Below are 17296 nucleotides of genomic sequence, written 5' to 3'. Positions count from 1 at the left end.
ATTATTTATTCTGGATTCGAGTCAGTGTAACGGTTGTGAATGCGCTCTGCTTCGGGACAATCTTCAGTCATCAGAGGTTCTACATTACCGCGTGGTACTGAAGCCAATTTTTGCGTTACAGCACCAATGCTCTCGAGGCGAACCATTTCTTCCCAAGAACAAACTTCGTCCTCTTCTTCTGTTTCATAACGTAGGGTCACTAAATCTCCCTCTATGTCTATGATGCGGGCGCGTTCAATCCAGCGTTGCTGGTCCCGCAAGAAAACACATACCTCGCGCCCATCGCAACAGAGTTGATAAATCTTGCGGTGTAGCATGTACTGTTTCTGCCTTTTTAAACAACGTAGTTAAACCTGTAAAAATCTGGGTTTTACCCCATTACATTACACCTTTAAGAGGTTAATTTCACTGTTTAGAACAACTACGCTTCATAACCCAATCCTAACATTTGCTTCTAGTTGTCAAAATACCAGGATAATGTTGGGTCATAAATCAATGGTTGCTCCAGCAATGAACTCAGTCTCTCTCCGGCTTATTCTAGGGAATGTCTGCTTCTATGGAAGTCAAACAATTCGGTACCTGTCCTAACCAGGTTTATATTTCTTGGTGAGTCATTCTTACCATTATGTAATAAAGAATACTCCAAAACAATCGTTGATTGCGGTTGTTTAACTTGCCTACTTTTAATCATTGGCATTACTGGGAAGTCCGGAGACTTGGCTTTACTTTTACCCACTTGTATCTGATCTTAACTCATTCTCTTGCTGACCTTGATGCTTTTCAACAACAACAGCCAAATAGTTTTGAGTTTTTCAGGTTTTTGCCTGAAAAAAGGCAACAGCGTAAGGAAAGAGGTAGAGGGAAAAGACCATGAGAAAATTCTACTCCAGAAGTCTCAGGAGGATTTATGTGGTAAAGGAAATTCTATAAGCACGTTCGACGAGGATGCTTCTCGTTTAATTTTTCCTGCGCGAACTGCATCGTATAGAGCTGCTAGGTCTGGCAAATCCTCTGACTGATAGCATTTAGTGGCTAGCACCTGCTGGAGTAAACCCTCAGATTCAACACTAAGATATCCGGTTTGGAAAGCAGATGCAATAATTGTGCGAATCATCTTAATTAGGGCAGAGTGAGCAAACTATTAGGTCTAGTGTGGAACATTTTCCTCTATTACTAATTGATATGAAACATTAATACTGTGTGATTAGTATTACGCTTAATCGGTGATTTACATCACAATATGATTTTTATATACTCCATCTATTAATATACAGAGATAAAAAAGAATAGGAATTTTCAGCATCAATATTGAAAAGCTGAATGTTTTAACAAAATTAAAATACAATAATCAATTTTTTCGACAAGCATCCACAAAGTCCGATCAAACATCAGGAATCAAGCAAAAAACTGGCGGAAATCTTCATCTTTTTGACTTAATTGCACCCAGTCTAAGTTTAAAGACTGGAATTTTTGCGCCAAGCGATCGCAAGCCGGACGTTCGGTAGCATAATGTCCAGCATCGATTAAAATAAGATTGCGGTCGCGGCTTTCTTGAAACTGATGAAACTTACAGTCAGAAGTCAGATAAGCTTGGGCACCTGTTTTGGCAACGGCTGAAATGTAACTAGCCCCCGAACCACCCAAAACAGCAACTCGTGAAATTGTTTGCTGTAAATCAACAGTCGGGGAAAAAATCAAATTAGGGGGAGCGAGTCGGCTTTGAATAGTTGCAAGTAATTCCTGCAATGTCATAAATGGCTCTAGCAAACCAACACGGCCATATCCTAATCCTCCTTGTGTAAGTACTATGGGAGCAACTTCTTTGAGTTCTAAAATCTGAGCCAAAACGTCAGCAGTCCCATCTTGCACTTGGTCAAAATTCGTGTGGGCAGTGTAAATACCAATATTGTGGGTAAAGGCTAACCGTACCATTTGTGCGATCGCTTCACCAGTGCGTAAAGATTTGAGGGGATTAAAAATTAAGGGGTGATGGGCGAATATCAGATTAGCATTTTCTGCGATCGCTTCCTCCATTACCGCTAAAGTCGGTGTCAAGCACACCAAAACCCGTGCTTTTTCCTGCAAGACTCCTGGTTCAATTTGCCACCCACAATTATCCCAGCTTTCACACCAAGCGGGATTCGCCCATGCTTCAAACCAAGTAATTAAATCAGCAATTTTCATAATTATTTTCTTCAGCAATTTTTCATTGCTAATCAGCGTCTCTGTGGTTGAATATTTAATTTTAATGCTAATTGCTGGCGCATTTCTTGAAAAGGTTTGTTCCACACAGGGCTAGCATTCCAGTTCCATGCCGCTACTGGAATAAGTTCTTCTTCAGCAAGACAAGTTAGCAGACGGTATTCATCTTCTGGTTCACGAGAAAAGGTAAAGGGGTTGCGGTAGCCCGTCTCACACAGTTTATAAGATACGACCTGACCATGATTAATACGTTGTAAAAGTTCCTTACCTTTTACGAGCAAATAATCCAAAAATACCAGACTAAAAGGTTCTATATGTGCGCGTTTTTGCGGTTCTTTTTGTACCCATCTTGCCCAGTCAAATCCATAGATAAAATCATGAACATAACGGAAGCGTATTTCCGTGTGATTTCCGAACATTTCTGTCAGACAAACCATCTTTTCACCAAAAACTTTTAAGAATGCAATAGCGCCCTCCTCTGCATTTAAAGCCTGCCTAAGCATACTACTTACTAGAAAATCGAAATCCCAGAAGATGTTTTCTGGGAAGTTTTGTAACTGAGTACGGACTATGCTTTCGAGAGTTGCTTGAATAGTTGTGAGGATTTGAATGTCGGTCTTTTGTTCCACAATCAAATTTCCCAATTCCGCAAAGCTGGTAATTAATGTTTTTTGAGGACTAAGTGACAATAATTTAACAGACTGCTGGGCAAGTATTTCATCAATAAGTTTAAAAGTATTAGTTGGTGTTAGTTCTTGCTTCATAGTAATAGAAATAGCCCAGACAGCTTACACTCAATATTAGTGTATATCGGTATAAGTAAATTATTTAATATTTACAAATAAACTTAACTTTTTAATTTACAAATATACACAAATTATTTAGTGCATATTTGGTTAATTTTATATCAATAATTGTCATCAAAAAGTTATCAAGGCGATATTCATTTAATGCATATTACCGTGACTTTAGGAGATTATATCCAAAAGGTAGACAGTATAACCAGAGTATTCAAACTCTACAAAACCCCACCTTCAAGAAAACTTGAGAATCGGCTATGCAGAAATGTGAACAATCAATTCTCTGGAATGACTGCGCTGGCGGTGCTCCCAAACATAAATTCCCTGCCAAGTTCCCAGTACTAAATGACCACGATTAATGGGGATATGTTCAGAAGTGTGGGTGAGTGCAGTACGGATATGTGCTGGCATATCATCGGGACCTTCTGCATCGTGGATGTATTTGCCTGATTCTGGGACGAGTTTTGCCATAAAATTTGCTAGATCCATAAGAACATCAGGATCGGCATTTTCTTGGATAACTAAACTGGCTGAAGTATGGCGCAAAAATAAAGTACAAAGGCCAGTTTCAACACCCGATTCGGCAACTATAGCTTCAATTTTCGTGGTGATGTTTTGAAAAGATTTGCCCCTAGTAGAAATTTTAAGTAACTTTTGATAGTGAGTCATCTGAAATACTGAGATTGAGGTTATTACAAGCATATTAAACAACTTGTTCTTGCGATCGCCACACTACTCAACTATTATTAAAATTGGCATCTAATCAAAATATCGTGTCCACGCTCAAAATTAATAGCCCACCCAACGTTTAAATTTGATATCTCCTCTATACAAACAACGTTGGAAGTCAAAGCATCTTTTTACAAAACTAATACGTCCTTCTACGCTGTTATGCCAATAACTATCCTTTTTAAAGAATTCTCGCTCAATCTAATATTTTTTCTGTAATACCTCAAGTCTGCCTTAGGATTGAGTATATTTTTCGCTATCTCAATCACTGTTAAGCTTTTGGGCTCCGCACCGTAGCCTAGTCTAAAGTCCAGTATAATTAATATCTACTTATAATATTTTTTTGCTTCAAGCGCCGACTTTGACGAGGGTTTTATGAATATATTTGCCGACAATCCAGCAAACTATTATGATTTATTATTTCAATATATTTACACTGAGTACCACGATGAGGTTGTTAGAGGTCTGTTTCCTATAATTAGAGACTCTAATAATATCCTAGAGATAGGAGTAGGTACAGGTTTAGTAGCAGAAAGAGTCTTAAAACTAAAACCGAGTTGTAACTTAACAGGAATTGATATTTCTAAACAAATGTTAGATGTAGCAAAAAAACGACTGGGAAATAAAATTAAATTAGTCGAATCTGATGTTCTTAATATGCAACTAGAAGAGAGTTTTGATCTAGCTTATTCAAATAGTGGCGTTTGGTTTTTTTTAGATACAAATACCGACAATGAATACTTACTATGTAGTAGTATTAATAGTATTGAAAATAATGTAATAGCATTAAGGCGTGTCGCTGAACATCTCAAAATGAATGGTCTATTGGTTCTGAGCGCTCAAGGTATGCATATAGATAGGGTAGAGAAATTACCAGGAGATATAATCCATCAGGTCAAAGTTTCAAAAACAGATACAGGCGTTAAGAAGCAGTATCTCTGGATCAGAGAAAACAATGGTGAAATAATCAGCGATACAACTGCTGATTTGTTAATTCTTGATAGCAATAAAACAAAAGAATTGATGGAGCAGTCTGGATTTGAACAGATTGGCATAGAAGGGAATAAAAAACTTATGAAAAACTTTTTACTGTCAAAGTTTCATATTTACCAGAAACGTTAACAAATAATTGTTTTGTCCAAAACCTGCAAACATAGCAATTTGTGAAATTTGTTCAGTGCTCAGAGCAAACTCACCTAAATAATGACGAATGGCTACGCATTAGTCATGTGTTTTTTAATAAAAGAGTGAAAATGTATAAAGTAGATATAGCAGTAGTTTTAGTAATTGAAGTCAAGAATTGATAAGTAGGTAATTTGGGTAAAAGCCAGGGCGAATGCATTTAAATATAGATTATAGCAACTTTTAGGATTATTTATATTCTTTTGAAATCTTTTTTAGTTTTTATTAGTAAAGAAGATGCGTTTGCCCTGGGGATAAGTTTTGTTAGTAATTAGCCAATCTCATCTATTCTGAGGAATATTATCTACTATCTTTTAATCTGGCAATAATTGATGACAGCTTGAGCTATAGTTTCATTACCATCCTTAGCAATTGGTTGAGATTGCCTTGAAGGTTGGGGTAACTCATGGAGAAAATTCCAAGTTCCTTGAAAAAACTCAGATGGGGTGATGATTTGATGCTGATTATAATTAGTTATGCCTTCTACTATAAAAGTTGCTTCGGCAAAGTCTTCACGCGGTATGGTGACAATTGGTACTCCTAGTATCGTGGCTTCCGAAAAAGTACTATAACCAGGTTTAGAGACGACTCGCCCACAAATAGGCATAAAATCTACAGGGCGGTATTTGCGGTCATTAATTTTCACCAAATTAGGTAAATCAGGGGCAGATTGATCGAATACTATAAATTGCCAATCTGGAAATCGCTCTAGGTTATCATAAGGAATTTGCTGTAAACCCAACCCACCAAAGGTCAACAAAATAGTTTTTTCAACTGGTGCAGTTATTCCCCAAAGAGAACGTAAATCATTAATAGAATGACGGGGGGAACCGCCTGTTAAGCCGACATCGGTGATATTATTAAAAGCTGGCATTGATTCGTGGAAAGGGAGACGAAACAAGCGATCGCACTTTGAATACCAATCACTAATCCAATCTGCAACTGCTGTAAATTCACCTCCCCAATCTCGGTAAATAAAGTCCCAGCCAAAATTACTCATCATCCAGCAGGGAATATTTGCACCTTTGGCAAACCCAGGAGCGAGGAAGGGAATATCTGCCAAAATAAGATTAACGCGATTTTGACGGATAAAATTCACTTCTGAAGCTATCAGCGAATTTTGATGCTTCTTAATATCCAGCAACTTTTCTAAAGTCGCTACTTTATCCATAGTCAAACTATCCGTTTGCACCACACCCAAATCAAATGCACGAGGACGATAAATAAAATCGCCTTCTATATAGCACTCTAGCAGCCAGCGTGGGGCAGTACTCACCACAATTAGCAGAATTTTTGGACATAACTTTTGAATTGTTGCAGCTATAGAAGCGGTGCGGGTAGCATGACCAAAGCCGTGGTTAGTTATCGCTAAGTATAAGATTGGGCGTTCCATTTTTAAGTTAGGAGTTAGGAGTTAGGAATTAGGAGTTAGAAGTTAAAATCATAATTTCCAAACTTCTAACTCCTAACTTTTAATTAATTTTGCAAAAACTTTGAATCGTCTCAATCAATAAGTCGATTTCCGATTCTAAAGTAAAGTAATGAACGGTAACACGTATACAGCTAGGATCGGCAATTGTCCGAGTTAATATCCTTTGTGAATCCAAAAATTTTACCAACTTCAAATTAGCTTGGGGTTGATTATTTTCAAGTTTAAAGGAGACTATACCGCTTTCAGGTGGGGAAGTTCGCAAACATTTAATATCGGGTAAGGCCATCAATTGTCGCCAGAGATACTCACTGTTATGGCAAATTTGCTCGTAACGTTCCTGTGACGTTCCCCATTCTTGATGAATTGCGATCGCTTCCTTTAACCCAAGATACAACGGATAAGCTAATGTAGACACTTCGTATCGCCGCCCATCTGGAAGCCAATCCACAGGCTGAGATTGACTATCTACAACAACACCATTCAAGCCGATAAACGTAGGTTTCAGGCTTTCTCGTGCTTCTGGGCGGACATACAAGCCACCAGCACCCGCAGGGCCACATAACCATTTATGACCAGTGAAAGCATAAAAATCTACTCCCAATTCAGTCAAGTTTAAAGGCAATAAACCAGCAGATTGAGCAGCATCTATCAGTAAAAAAGAGTCATTACTTTTGCATATCTCGGCAATTTTGTCAAGAGGTAAAACTTGACCAGTATTCCAGAAAACATGACTCAAGATCACAAGACGGGTATTGGGACGCAAATGCTGGACAATAACTTCTACCGGATCGCCCTCATTTAAAGTTGCTTTTAGAGGACAGGTAGTAACTTGCACAGCGAATCTCCGCGAGATTTCCTGAGCTGTGGCAATTACGCCTGGATGTTCGCAGTCTGAGAGTAGGAGATGGTCGCCAGCACGCCATTCAATGCCCCACATGGCGATATTACAGCCAATTGTGACATTTTGCGTGAGAGTAATTGTTTCAGATGGTGCATTTAACTCCGAAGCGATCGCAACTCTAGCAGCTTGAGTCTGAGGCGCTATCCAGCTAAACGCCTCATTACCAAAGGGGCCTATTTGCTGAACATAAGCTTGAGTTTGGGCGATCGCATCCATTGCCCTTTGGGGCATCGGCCCTTGTCCCCCATAATTGAAATAAGTCTTATTCGCTAAAGCCGGAAATTGCTCTCGATGCAGCTTGATTGATGATGCAGAAATACTAGTCATAAGTCACAAGGGATATCTGCTATTTGCAGGCTATTGATATTCAGAAGTATTTGCACTTTGTGGTAGAAGCAATGAAATTAATTTAAGCATTCGCTGCTAAATTTCATCTCGTCATCACTAACGATAAATGTTCTGTAACTTTATGTGCTAAATTTTGGGCTGTTTGAGAAGTAATCAAATGGTGTTTGAACTCTGATACATGATGCCACGGATTAGCCTTACGATCTGGATCGGACTCGTAACGGGGGAAGAGATGCCATTATGCTGTTTACCCACTCAGCACTCTTCATGCCAATAGCTAGCTGTTGACAGTATAAAATAAACAGCAAATTAAGCGTAGACGCGTTGGCGTAGCCCACCGTTTGCGTAGCGTGTGTCTACGACACGCTGCGCGAACGCAGAGAAGGTATCGCCACTTCCCGATTTTAATTGCCAGAGTTACTGCCAGATTGTGCTAATTCTTGTTAACTTAAAAGGATGCTAATTAATGCTGAACTCTTACTGCAATACCAACGCTGTAAACGCCGACCTTTTCTAGATATCCACGGTGACAAAAGTCAGCGCGATGCTCCCAATGAGTTGCTACGGAAACTGCAACAGGACAAAATCGCTCATCAGTTGAGTGTTTTGACAAACGTAACTTATTACCAACCAGATTATTCTTATGGAAACTGGGAAAAGGCAGAGAAAGCAACTTTAGAATTGATGCAGCGTGGGGTTGAGTACATCTATAAAGGAGTACTGTTAGCAAATTATTCTGAAGCAGATACCCTGCTAAGTCGTCCAGACTTACTCGTGAAACAACCGGGGCAATCCGATTTTGGAGATTGGATCTACATTCCGGCAAGTATTGAACTGGGTAAGCGTCCTAAGCAAGAATATCAGGTTGTCGCTGCATTTCATGTCCAAGTGTTGGCATCAGTACAGGGAGTTGCACCTGAAACAGCTTCGCTTATATTGCGAAGTAAAAATACAAATTATACAGTGGATCTGTTTAAATGGATGCCACGGATGCAGCAGATTCTAGAGGAGTTTATTCAAGTTTTAGAGTCGCCGAATCCGCCAGAGGTGTTTATTTCTCGCCAAAAGTGCAATTTTTGCCATTGGTATAGTGAATGTTATGCGATCGCTCAATCTAAAAAACATCTCTCCCTGCTACCAGGTGTAACACCACTGCGCTACACTCAACTCCAAGCCTTAGACATTACCACACTGGAATCTCTTGCTAACACCAGTCCCAGCAGCTTAGAAAATCTACTTGGTTTTGACAGCCAAGTAGCTCCCAAATTGGTAGTGCAAGCTCAATCTGCACTAGAAAAACGACCTCTAATTTTACCCTACCCGCTACCAACAGAAGATATTACATTTACAGCGCCCATAGAGCTTTATTTTGATATTGAAGCCCAGCCAGACTTAGATTTAGATTATCTCTTAGGGGTTTTGGTCGTTAATAGACAAGCTAATACAGAACAATTTTATTCCTTTTTAGCAGATAAACCAGAAGACGAAGAATTAGTTTGGCAGCAATTTTTGGATTTGGTTTGGCAATATCCCGAAGCGCCAATTTATCATTTTTGTGTCTACGAGTTTGATACAGTTAAACGGTTGGCAAAACTTTACGGCACTCCACATTCCTTAGTGCGTCCTGTACTGAATCGATTTGTGGATGTGTATGAGCAATTAACCCAAAGTGTAGCATTACCCGTAGAAAGCTATGCCTTGAAAGCGATCGCTCGTTGGATAGGATTTGAGTGGCGTGATAAAGAAGCCAGTGGTGCTAAGTGTATTTACTGGTACGATCAATGGTTAGAAACAGGCGATCACACCTTACTAGAAATTATCCAACGCTACAACGAAGATGACTGCCGCGCCACTCATAAAGTCAAAGATTGGCTTGTCAACTTTTTTCAAGATGAATATGATTTACAATCAGCTTAAGTAATTTCTTCTTTTTTAAAGGTCTTCAAATTCAAAATACGTCTTGGAAAGTCCAATTAAAAGGAACATTCACTCAAACTTTCTAAAGAATTAAAAATTAATAAAGCCTGATTTAGTCAGGATTTACAGGGTTTTAGCTGTCAGATTGTTTATTTAATTGATATTATTTGTAGGGACGTACAGTTATACGCCCCTACAAATATTTATTGAACGAAAAAATCTATGCAGCTAATTAAAAAAATTTTCGTACTTCCACGAATATTTTTCTTTTTAATTACAATTACAATTATTAGCATTATATTCACAAACTTACCATCAAATGGTATTGAAATAAGTAGCATAGAATTTATTGGCGAAGCTACCTTACCGAAAGGTTTAATCTTTCAAAATACTGAAGTAGGAGGCTTATCTGGAATTACATATAATTCAAAAAATAACCTTTATTACGTTATTTCCGATGAGCGTGGGCAAAAAGCTGCCACCCATTTATTCACTTTGAAAATCGATTTGAGTAAAGGTTTACTAGAAAAAGGCGGAATTATTCCACTCAGTGTTACTACGTTATTAAATGAAAATGGTAAAATATTCCGCCCTGGTGAAACTGATACAGAAGGTATTGCATTAACTAATAAAGCAACTGTGTTTGTTTCTTCTGAAGGCGATGCTACAAAATTAATTAATCCTTTTATTAAAGAGTTCTCGCTATCTTCTGGAAGAGAAATTGCAAGACTCCCCATCCCAAATAAATTTTTGCCAGATAAAACTAGTCAACAAGGTATCCGCAACAATTTAGCTTTTGAAAGCCTCACCATTACACCCGATAACAAGCATCTATTCACAGCCACCGAAAATGCTCTAATTCAAGACGGTGTTGCAGCTAAACCTAATATCGGTAGTCCTTGCCGAATTTTGCAATACAACTTGCTCAACAAGCAACCCGAAAAGGAATTTCTTTACCAAACTGAATCAGTTACACCATTTTTGAATCTAATTGGCAAATTCGCTAGTGGATTACCTGATTTACTCGCTCTCGATAATCAAGGACACTTCTTAAGTTTAGAAAGGTCTTTTACTGGTTTAGGATTTGCTATTTCCCTGTTTCAGGTTTCCTTAGAGGGAGGCAATGATATTCATAATATTGATAGCCTTTTAGCAGTTGACTCCAAAAATATTAAACCAGTTAAGAAAAAGCTACTGTTAGATTTGAGAAAACTAGATGTACTGCTAGATAACATCGAAGGCTTAACTCTTGGCCCAAAACTACCGGATGGTCAACAATCATTAATTCTCATCAGCGATAATAATTTTAACCCCCTGCAAAGCACCCAAATACTAGCCTTTAAAATTAAAATTGAAAATCCACTAATTAAATTATTACGCCGTTTACTGCCGAATATTAACTTTTAACTGTACAGAGTTAAAAGGGCATTCGCGGCTTGAGCGCTATTTATTTATTTATGATTATTCCTGTGTATTCACGGAATCTGCTAAGTAAGTTTATCTAGCTTATTTATAGTTTACGTGTAATTTCTCAACCGTAGTCATTAATAAATATGTTACACAATGTTTAGCAACTTTTGCAGAGAGCTTAAGCATATTTACAGTATATAATTAATTTTCTCACAAGTCGGATATTTCTTAGATTTAAATTTAATAATTAGCTAGACTTAATTAAAGTATTTTGCCAATAACATTTTTTATAAATGATTTTTATGCCAGAAAATAAAATTGAGAGTATGGTAGGGCAAAAAGCAGAATTAGACGATTACATCGGACAATTTTTAAACAATCGATATTTAATCAGAGATTTGATTGGCAAAGGGGGGATGGGTAGAGTTTATTTAGCAGAAGATACTGCTAAAGGCGGTATGCCGATCGCAATCAAAATCTTATCACTTAGTTTGGCAAACCAACAAATGTCCCAGCGTTTTGCCAGAGAGATTTTTATTGGCGCTCAATTGGGTCGTAAAAGTAAGCATATTGTTCGCATTTTAAGTTATGGGGTTACTGAGGATAAAACTCCATTTTATGTAATGGAATACCTCCAAGGGAAAAACCTCAAGCAAATTCTGAAAATTCAGCCCTTAACAATATCGAAGTTTTTAGAAATTTGTAATCAAATTTGTTTAGGTTTACAATGTGCCCACCAAGGCATCAGTCTTAAAGGAGAGATTTATCCTATTGTTCACAGAGATATTAAACCAGAAAATATATTTATTGCTGAAGATAGTAAAAAAGGTGAAATTGTTAAAATCCTAGATTTTGGTATTGCCAAGTTTTTAACAGAACGAAGTGGGATGACCCTAACAGATTCTTTTATTGGCAGTTTGCCTTACTGTTCTCCAGAACATATGGAAGGACGTAAACTGCTAGATGTCCGCTCTGATATTTATAGCTTGGGAGTACTAATGTTTGAGATGCTGACAGGGAAACACCCATTTCAAACAAAAAGTAACTCCTTTGGTACTTGGTATCAAGCCCATCGCTTTCAAATGCCACCTACAGTTGAAGAAGTAAATCCGCAAGTTAAAATACCGGAAATATTAGAAAAAATATTGATGAGTTGTTTAGCTAAAGAAGTAAGCGATCGCCCTCAGAATATCAACCAAATATTAGAAGGTTTAGAAAAAGTTAATAATGTTATTTATAACAATAGTACCGACATTGTTAAAGTCTCAGTTCCAGTCCAATTAGTACCAGCCACTTTATTATCAGAAAAAGAGTGTTTGCAGAAAACTTGGCCTAAGAATAAACCAATTGCACCAATTGGATTTCCTCATTTATTACAGAGTCATCAAAGACCTATACCAACTTTTTGGGCAATGTTGCCCAAACAAGAGATTGCAAAATTTTTGGATAAAATATATAGTACTGAATTTATTACTAAAATGAGTGTATACCCAATGTTACTGTGGGTAACAGTACTATTTGATAGTCAACCTTCTACAACTAAGTGGCTACCTTATTTTCTGGATCTAAAAGATAAGAAAGGTGAAAATATAGCACGTAGTTTAGCAGAAGTAGGTTACTATCATTTACTATTTTTCACCCTAGAGGATCCAACTCATTGCTCTCATGTCACAACTTTAAACCTCACGGCTAAACAGCGCCAACAACTTGTAGATTGGTTAGATATGAGTCAACAGTCAAATGAATTAATTTTGCCTAGTCAAGCCAAAAATATTCTAAAAGCAGAGTACGAAAAGCTCAAGTTAGAGATATTACGAAACTTAGCCACACATCAAAAATCTGAGACAGAAGGTTTAAAAACTTGGATGACTAAATTCTTGGAAATGTTTTTAAAACTTCTATTACGTCATTGAAATTATACTATTATAATCAAAATTATTGCTATCATTACCTAAATCTAATAATTAATATTTTTTTATGTGTGGATTACTAACTTTAAATGGACTCAGCACCAGAGGTGAACAAAGTGAATCAAAGCCCATTGACATCTCCAAGTAATACGGGCTTGCTTGCCAATCGTTATCAACTAAAGCAATTAATTGGCAGCGGTGGCATGGGTGAAGTTTTTTTAGCAAATGATGTTTTGTTAGGAGGTATACCAGTTGCTATCAAGTTTTTGACTCAAACTGTTGTTAATACCAAGATGCAACAAGACTTTGCTCGTGAAGCTTTAATGAGTGCAGCCTTGAGTCAAAAAAGCGTACATATAGTGCGGGCGTATGATTATGGTGTGAATGATAAAGGAAAACCATACTACGTCATGGAATATCTATGTGGCAAGAGCTTAAAAGATTTAATTCCGCTACCTCTGCCTATGTTTTTGACTCTCGCTCGCCAAATTTGTTTGGGCTTACAGTGTGCCCATCAAGGGATTAATATTGATGGCAAAATTTGTCCGTTGGTTCATCGAGATATCAAGCCTGCCAATATATTAGTTATTCCCGATCCGATATTGGGCCAGTTAGTTAAAATTCTCGATTTTGGTATTGCTAGATTTTTAAATTATGCATCAACAGCTAGTACAAGTAGCGGATTTAATGGCACTTTACCTTATTGTTCTCCAGAACAGCTAGATGGAGAAAAATTAGATAGTCGTTCTGATATTTACAGCCTGGGTGTGATGATGTTTGAGATGCTCACAGGTAAAAAACCTTGGCAACCGGAAACTGATTACTTTGGTGCTTGGTATAAAGCACATCACTTTGAAGCACCAAAAACGATTGCAGATGTTAAACCCACTCTTAAAATACCTCAGAAACTAAATAATCTAATTATGGCTTGTCTGGCTAAAAAAGTAAGCGATCGCCCGCAAAATATTGCTGAAATTTTGCAACTATTAAATAGTTTAGAACAGTCTAATTGCCCCAGTTTACCTACAAATATCGCCTCTAACTCAGTTCTTAACCGTCCTTTAAACTCTACATTACCAATCACAGTAGAACAAAGCTATCGGCAACTTTTGTGGCCTCCAAATAAACCAATTCAAGAAATTGTTTTTCCCCAGCTTCTAGACACCCCACAAGGCTCGATCACAGCGCTATGGTTGATGTTGTCTAAACAAGAAATCAAAAATTATGCAGTTTCTATCCGTTACAACCAGTTCATCTTTGTGACATCCCCTCACCCAATGTTGTTGTGGGTAACTGTACTCTATAATCGGCAATTCGCTCCTAAGTGGCTACCGTGCTACTTAGATATGCAAAATCCCCAAAATCTGAGGATGGTAAGTTTCCTGGCTGAAAATGAACAATATCCTTTGATTTTCTTTACCCTGGAAGCACCACATTCTTGCATCAAGGTTCTCAGCAGTCGCATTGAGTCAACTCAGCGGCAAATGTTAAAAACTTGGGTGCAACAAAGCCATAGGCTACCACCCACTTCTCAACCCCAATTGAGCAAACAGCTATTGAAACAGCAGTATAAACAAATGCAATCCCGAATATTGCAGCATCTGGAATCAGAGCCACAGGTTGTGTTATCACGGTCTTTTTAACGAATAATTCGCACCTGAGAGATACATAACAAAAATCATTTTTAATTTCTAACTCCGAAACACTTGACAAGTAGAGAAAAAATAGTGATAATAGCAAAGTTGCCAAACAAGGGACTGTAGTTCAATTGGTTAGAGCACCGCCCTGTCACGGCGGAAGTTGCGGGTTCGAGCCCCGTCAGTCCCGTTCTAAATTTATGAGTAGCGAATCACTTAACTTAGGTTGTTATTGGATTTTGAATTATCCAAAGAGGTTGACTCAGGATTCAAGATTTAAATATAAGCTACATTTATCATGCTTTGCGAAAGAGAGAATTAACTGTGACTGTTAGAGTCCGTATTGCGCCGAGTCCAACCGGAAATTTACATATTGGTACAGCTAGAACGGCTGTATTTAACTGGTTATTTGCCCGCCACCACGACGGGAAATTTATCCTGCGAATAGAAGATACAGATTTAGAGCGATCGCGTCCCGAATACACCGACAATATTCTTGAAGGACTGCGCTGGCTAGGACTTAACTGGGATGAAGGGCCATTTTTCCAATCCCAACGCTTGGATCTTTATAAAGAAGCAGTAGAAAAACTGCTAGATCGAGGATTAGCCTATCGCTGCTACACTACTTCCGAAGAACTAGAGGCGCTCCGGGAAGCTCAAAAAGCTAGAGGCGAAGCTCCTCGCTATGACAACCGTCACCGCAACCTTACCCCAGAACAACGCGCCGCCTTTGAAGCAGAAGGTCGTTCTTCTGTAATTCGCTTCAAAATCGAAGATGGGCGGGAAATTGTGTGGAATGACTTAGTAAGAGGCAAGATGTCTTGGCGAGGTAGCGATTTAGGTGGTGATATGGTGATCGCCCGCGCCTCAGAAGAGGGTAGCGGTCAACCTTTATACAACTTTGTTGTTGTCGTGGATGACATCGATATGCAAATCACCCACGTCATCCGCGGAGAAGACCACATCGCCAACACTGCCAAACAAATTCTGCTGTATGAAGCGATGGGTGCAAAAATTCCAGAGTTTTCCCATACGCCATTAATTTTGAATATGGAAGGGCGCAAGCTTTCTAAACGAGATGGCGTCACTTCCATTTCTGACTTTCAGAAAATGGGCTTTACTGCTGAAGGTTTGGTAAATTACATGACATTGCTGGGTTGGTCGCCACCAGATTCGACACAAGAAATATTTAGCTTAGAAACAGCAGCCAAAGAATTTGGCTTTGAGCGCGTCAATAAAGCAGGTGCAAAGTTTGACTGGGACAAGCTGGATTGGTTGAACAGTCAGTATATTCACAGCACGCCAGTAGATAAACTCACAGATTTACTCATCCCCTTTTGGGAAGCGGCTGGCTATAAATTTGATGGTGGACGCGATCGCCCCTGGTTAGAACAGCTAGTAACTCTAATTAGCCAGAGTTTGACTCGCCTGGTAGATGGAGTAGCTCAAAGCCAACTGTTTTTTAGCGATACAGTTGAATTTAGCGATGAAGGCAGTACACAACTCAAGCAAGAAGGTTCGACTGCTGTTCTTGAAGCGATTGTCACAGCTTTAGAAAATCAGCCGCAACTGTCAGAAGCCGCTGCACAGGAGATTATTAAACAAGTGGTCAAAGAGCAAAAAGTCAAAAAAGGCTTAGTAATGCGATCGCTCCGAGCAGCTTTAACTGGAGATGTTCATGGCCCAGACTTAATCCAATCTTGGTTACTACTAAATCAGATTGGTTTAGATAAACCGCGCTTGAGTCGGGCTATAACGGAAGCTAAGTAGCGATTACTTCCAGATTTTAGAAATATTTCAGATTTTAGGGGCGCACAAACGTGTGCCCCTATCCATAAGGGAAAGCAACTATAGGAACAAGAAATCATTGACTAATTACTAATGAATTATCCCCAGTTTCAAATCTAAAATAGGTAGTCAATTCTTCTCATATTGGGAACTTGGTGTGTAAAATTCATGTCTTCAAAAACACTTAGAAGCGAACGTAATTACAATGCCGACAAAAGCGCTCAATAGAGGGATGAGATTATCGTTTATGATAGTTACGCTCTTCATCACATCGACAGTTAATGCTGCGGTTGATGCTCAGGAAGCGCCAACGATATTTGGAGATGTCACCATTAGCCCTCAGTTTTCGCCAGACCCCCTGACAGTTCGCGGGATGAGTGGTGGCTCAATATCTGGGAGTCAAGTAGGTGGGAGAAGCGAAACAGCCACTGGCCCTTGTACCGGATTTGTGGATGAAACACCAGACCACACATTAGCGTTAACAAGTAAATTTGACTACCTAAAGCTGCAAGTGCAAAGTCCTGAAGACACCACCATGATTATTAAAGGGCCTGGTGGTACTTGGTGCAATGACGATTTTGATGGCAAAAATGCTGGCATTGTTGGTGAATGGCTACCTGGAAGTTACCAAATTTGGGTTGGTTCTTACGAAAAAGGCAAGTATCTTCCTTACACTCTAAAAATTACAGAAGTAAAGTAGGGGATTGGGCGTTAGGAGTGCTGAGTACTGAGTGCTGAGTGCTGAGTTAAGAGTTAGGAGTTTTGTTTATCTCCTTGTCCCCTCATCTCCCTCACTCCCTACTCTCCCAGAATCATGATTGAGAGCGGCTGGAACGATACAAGGAGCATTCTGGAGAAATTCTTCCTGTCTTTGCATTCCGTTGCGCTCCCTTTTCTCGTGCGATATTGTATTAAAATTAAGTTAACTTTGATTAAGATTCTTGTTGGCATCGCCATAATGCTCTAATCGGCTTATGGCACTGCATGTAAGAGATCAAATTAAACAAAATGGATTTATAAACATCCGTTTAGCAGCTTAA

General features: G+C 38.7%; 14 protein-coding genes and 1 tRNA gene. 8 read left to right on the top strand and 7 right to left on the bottom strand.

Going from position 1 to position 17296, the window contains the following annotated elements; translation table 11 throughout:
• Window positions 1–5: 5 nt before the first annotated feature.
• The 5 genes from RMY16_RS00380 to RMY16_RS00360 all read right to left on the bottom strand — a co-directional run bounded on the left by RMY16_RS00380 (window position 6) and on the right by RMY16_RS00360 (window position 3671).
• A complete protein-coding gene (locus tag RMY16_RS00380) occupies window positions 6–317 on the bottom strand; it encodes a DUF6679 family protein (protein WP_012408115.1) in 312 nt (103 codons plus the stop codon).
• Between the two features lie 578 nt (window positions 318–895).
• Window positions 896–1114 carry a hypothetical protein gene (locus RMY16_RS00375; protein WP_104904795.1) on the bottom strand — a complete coding sequence of 73 codons (219 nt, stop codon included), beginning with the start codon at window positions 1112–1114 and terminating at the stop codon, window positions 896–898.
• Window positions 1115–1395: 281 nt separating this feature from the next.
• Complete coding sequence (locus RMY16_RS00370; RefSeq protein ID WP_322734696.1) at window positions 1396–2184, bottom strand: Nif3-like dinuclear metal center hexameric protein; 789 nt, start codon at window positions 2182–2184, stop codon at window positions 1396–1398.
• 32 nt (window positions 2185–2216) lie between these two features.
• Window positions 2217–2966, bottom strand: a complete 750-nt coding sequence (locus RMY16_RS00365) for a hypothetical protein (protein WP_322734695.1) — start codon at window positions 2964–2966, stop codon at window positions 2217–2219.
• 291 nt (window positions 2967–3257) lie between these two features.
• Entirely contained in the window at window positions 3258–3671 is a 414-nt protein-coding gene (locus tag RMY16_RS00360; protein ID WP_322734694.1) for a secondary thiamine-phosphate synthase enzyme YjbQ, read from the bottom strand.
• Window positions 3672–4106: 435 nt separating this feature from the next.
• Here RMY16_RS00360 and RMY16_RS00355 point away from each other — a divergent pair, with 435 nt between their 5' ends.
• Window positions 4107–4853: a class I SAM-dependent methyltransferase gene (locus tag RMY16_RS00355; protein WP_322734693.1), complete on the top strand. Its 747-nt coding sequence runs from the start codon at window positions 4107–4109 to the stop codon at window positions 4851–4853.
• Window positions 4854–5220: 367 nt separating this feature from the next.
• Here the strand turns inward: RMY16_RS00355 and RMY16_RS00350 are convergent, their stop codons facing one another.
• Both RMY16_RS00350 and RMY16_RS00345 read right to left on the bottom strand, forming a co-directional pair.
• On the bottom strand, window positions 5221–6306 hold the full coding sequence (locus tag RMY16_RS00350; RefSeq protein WP_322734692.1) for a glycosyl transferase: 1086 nt from the start codon (window positions 6304–6306) through the stop codon (window positions 5221–5223).
• A gap of 79 nt (window positions 6307–6385) precedes the next feature.
• Complete coding sequence (locus RMY16_RS00345) at window positions 6386–7573, bottom strand: aminotransferase class V-fold PLP-dependent enzyme (RefSeq protein ID WP_322734691.1); 1188 nt, start codon at window positions 7571–7573, stop codon at window positions 6386–6388.
• A 477-nt stretch (window positions 7574–8050) separates the two neighbouring features.
• On the opposite strand from RMY16_RS00345, the gene RMY16_RS00340 reads away from it, so the two are divergent.
• The 7 genes from RMY16_RS00340 (at window position 8051) to RMY16_RS00310 (ending at window position 16956) form a co-directional block, all read left to right on the top strand.
• Window positions 8051–9511 carry a TM0106 family RecB-like putative nuclease gene (locus tag RMY16_RS00340; RefSeq protein ID WP_322734690.1) on the top strand — a complete coding sequence of 487 codons (1461 nt, stop codon included), beginning with the start codon at window positions 8051–8053 and terminating at the stop codon, window positions 9509–9511.
• Between the two features lie 222 nt (window positions 9512–9733).
• On the top strand, window positions 9734–10918 hold the full coding sequence (locus RMY16_RS00335; RefSeq protein WP_322734689.1) for an esterase-like activity of phytase family protein: 1185 nt from the start codon (window positions 9734–9736) through the stop codon (window positions 10916–10918).
• Between the two features lie 305 nt (window positions 10919–11223).
• Window positions 11224–12834 (top strand): serine/threonine-protein kinase, encoded by a 1611-nt coding sequence (locus RMY16_RS00330; protein WP_322734688.1) that lies wholly within the window; start codon window positions 11224–11226, stop codon window positions 12832–12834.
• A gap of 113 nt (window positions 12835–12947) precedes the next feature.
• Window positions 12948–14474, top strand: coding sequence for a serine/threonine-protein kinase (locus RMY16_RS00325; protein WP_322734687.1), 1527 nt, complete (start codon window positions 12948–12950; stop codon window positions 14472–14474).
• Window positions 14475–14584: 110 nt separating this feature from the next.
• Window positions 14585–14658 (top strand) — tRNA-Asp (locus RMY16_RS00320).
• A 134-nt stretch (window positions 14659–14792) separates the two neighbouring features.
• Window positions 14793–16238, top strand: a complete 1446-nt coding sequence (gltX, locus tag RMY16_RS00315) for a glutamate--tRNA ligase (protein ID WP_322734686.1) — start codon at window positions 14793–14795, stop codon at window positions 16236–16238.
• Window positions 16239–16461: 223 nt separating this feature from the next.
• Complete coding sequence (locus RMY16_RS00310; RefSeq protein ID WP_322665820.1) at window positions 16462–16956, top strand: hypothetical protein; 495 nt, start codon at window positions 16462–16464, stop codon at window positions 16954–16956.
• Window positions 16957–17296: the final 340 nt, after the last annotated feature.

Source organism: Nostoc sp. DedQUE12b (genome assembly GCF_034530835.1).
Taxonomy (GTDB): Bacteria; Cyanobacteriota; Cyanobacteriia; order Cyanobacteriales; family Nostocaceae; genus Nostoc.
The sequence above is the reverse complement of the archived record's forward strand: the minus strand, read 5'-3'. Positions and strand labels throughout refer to the sequence as shown.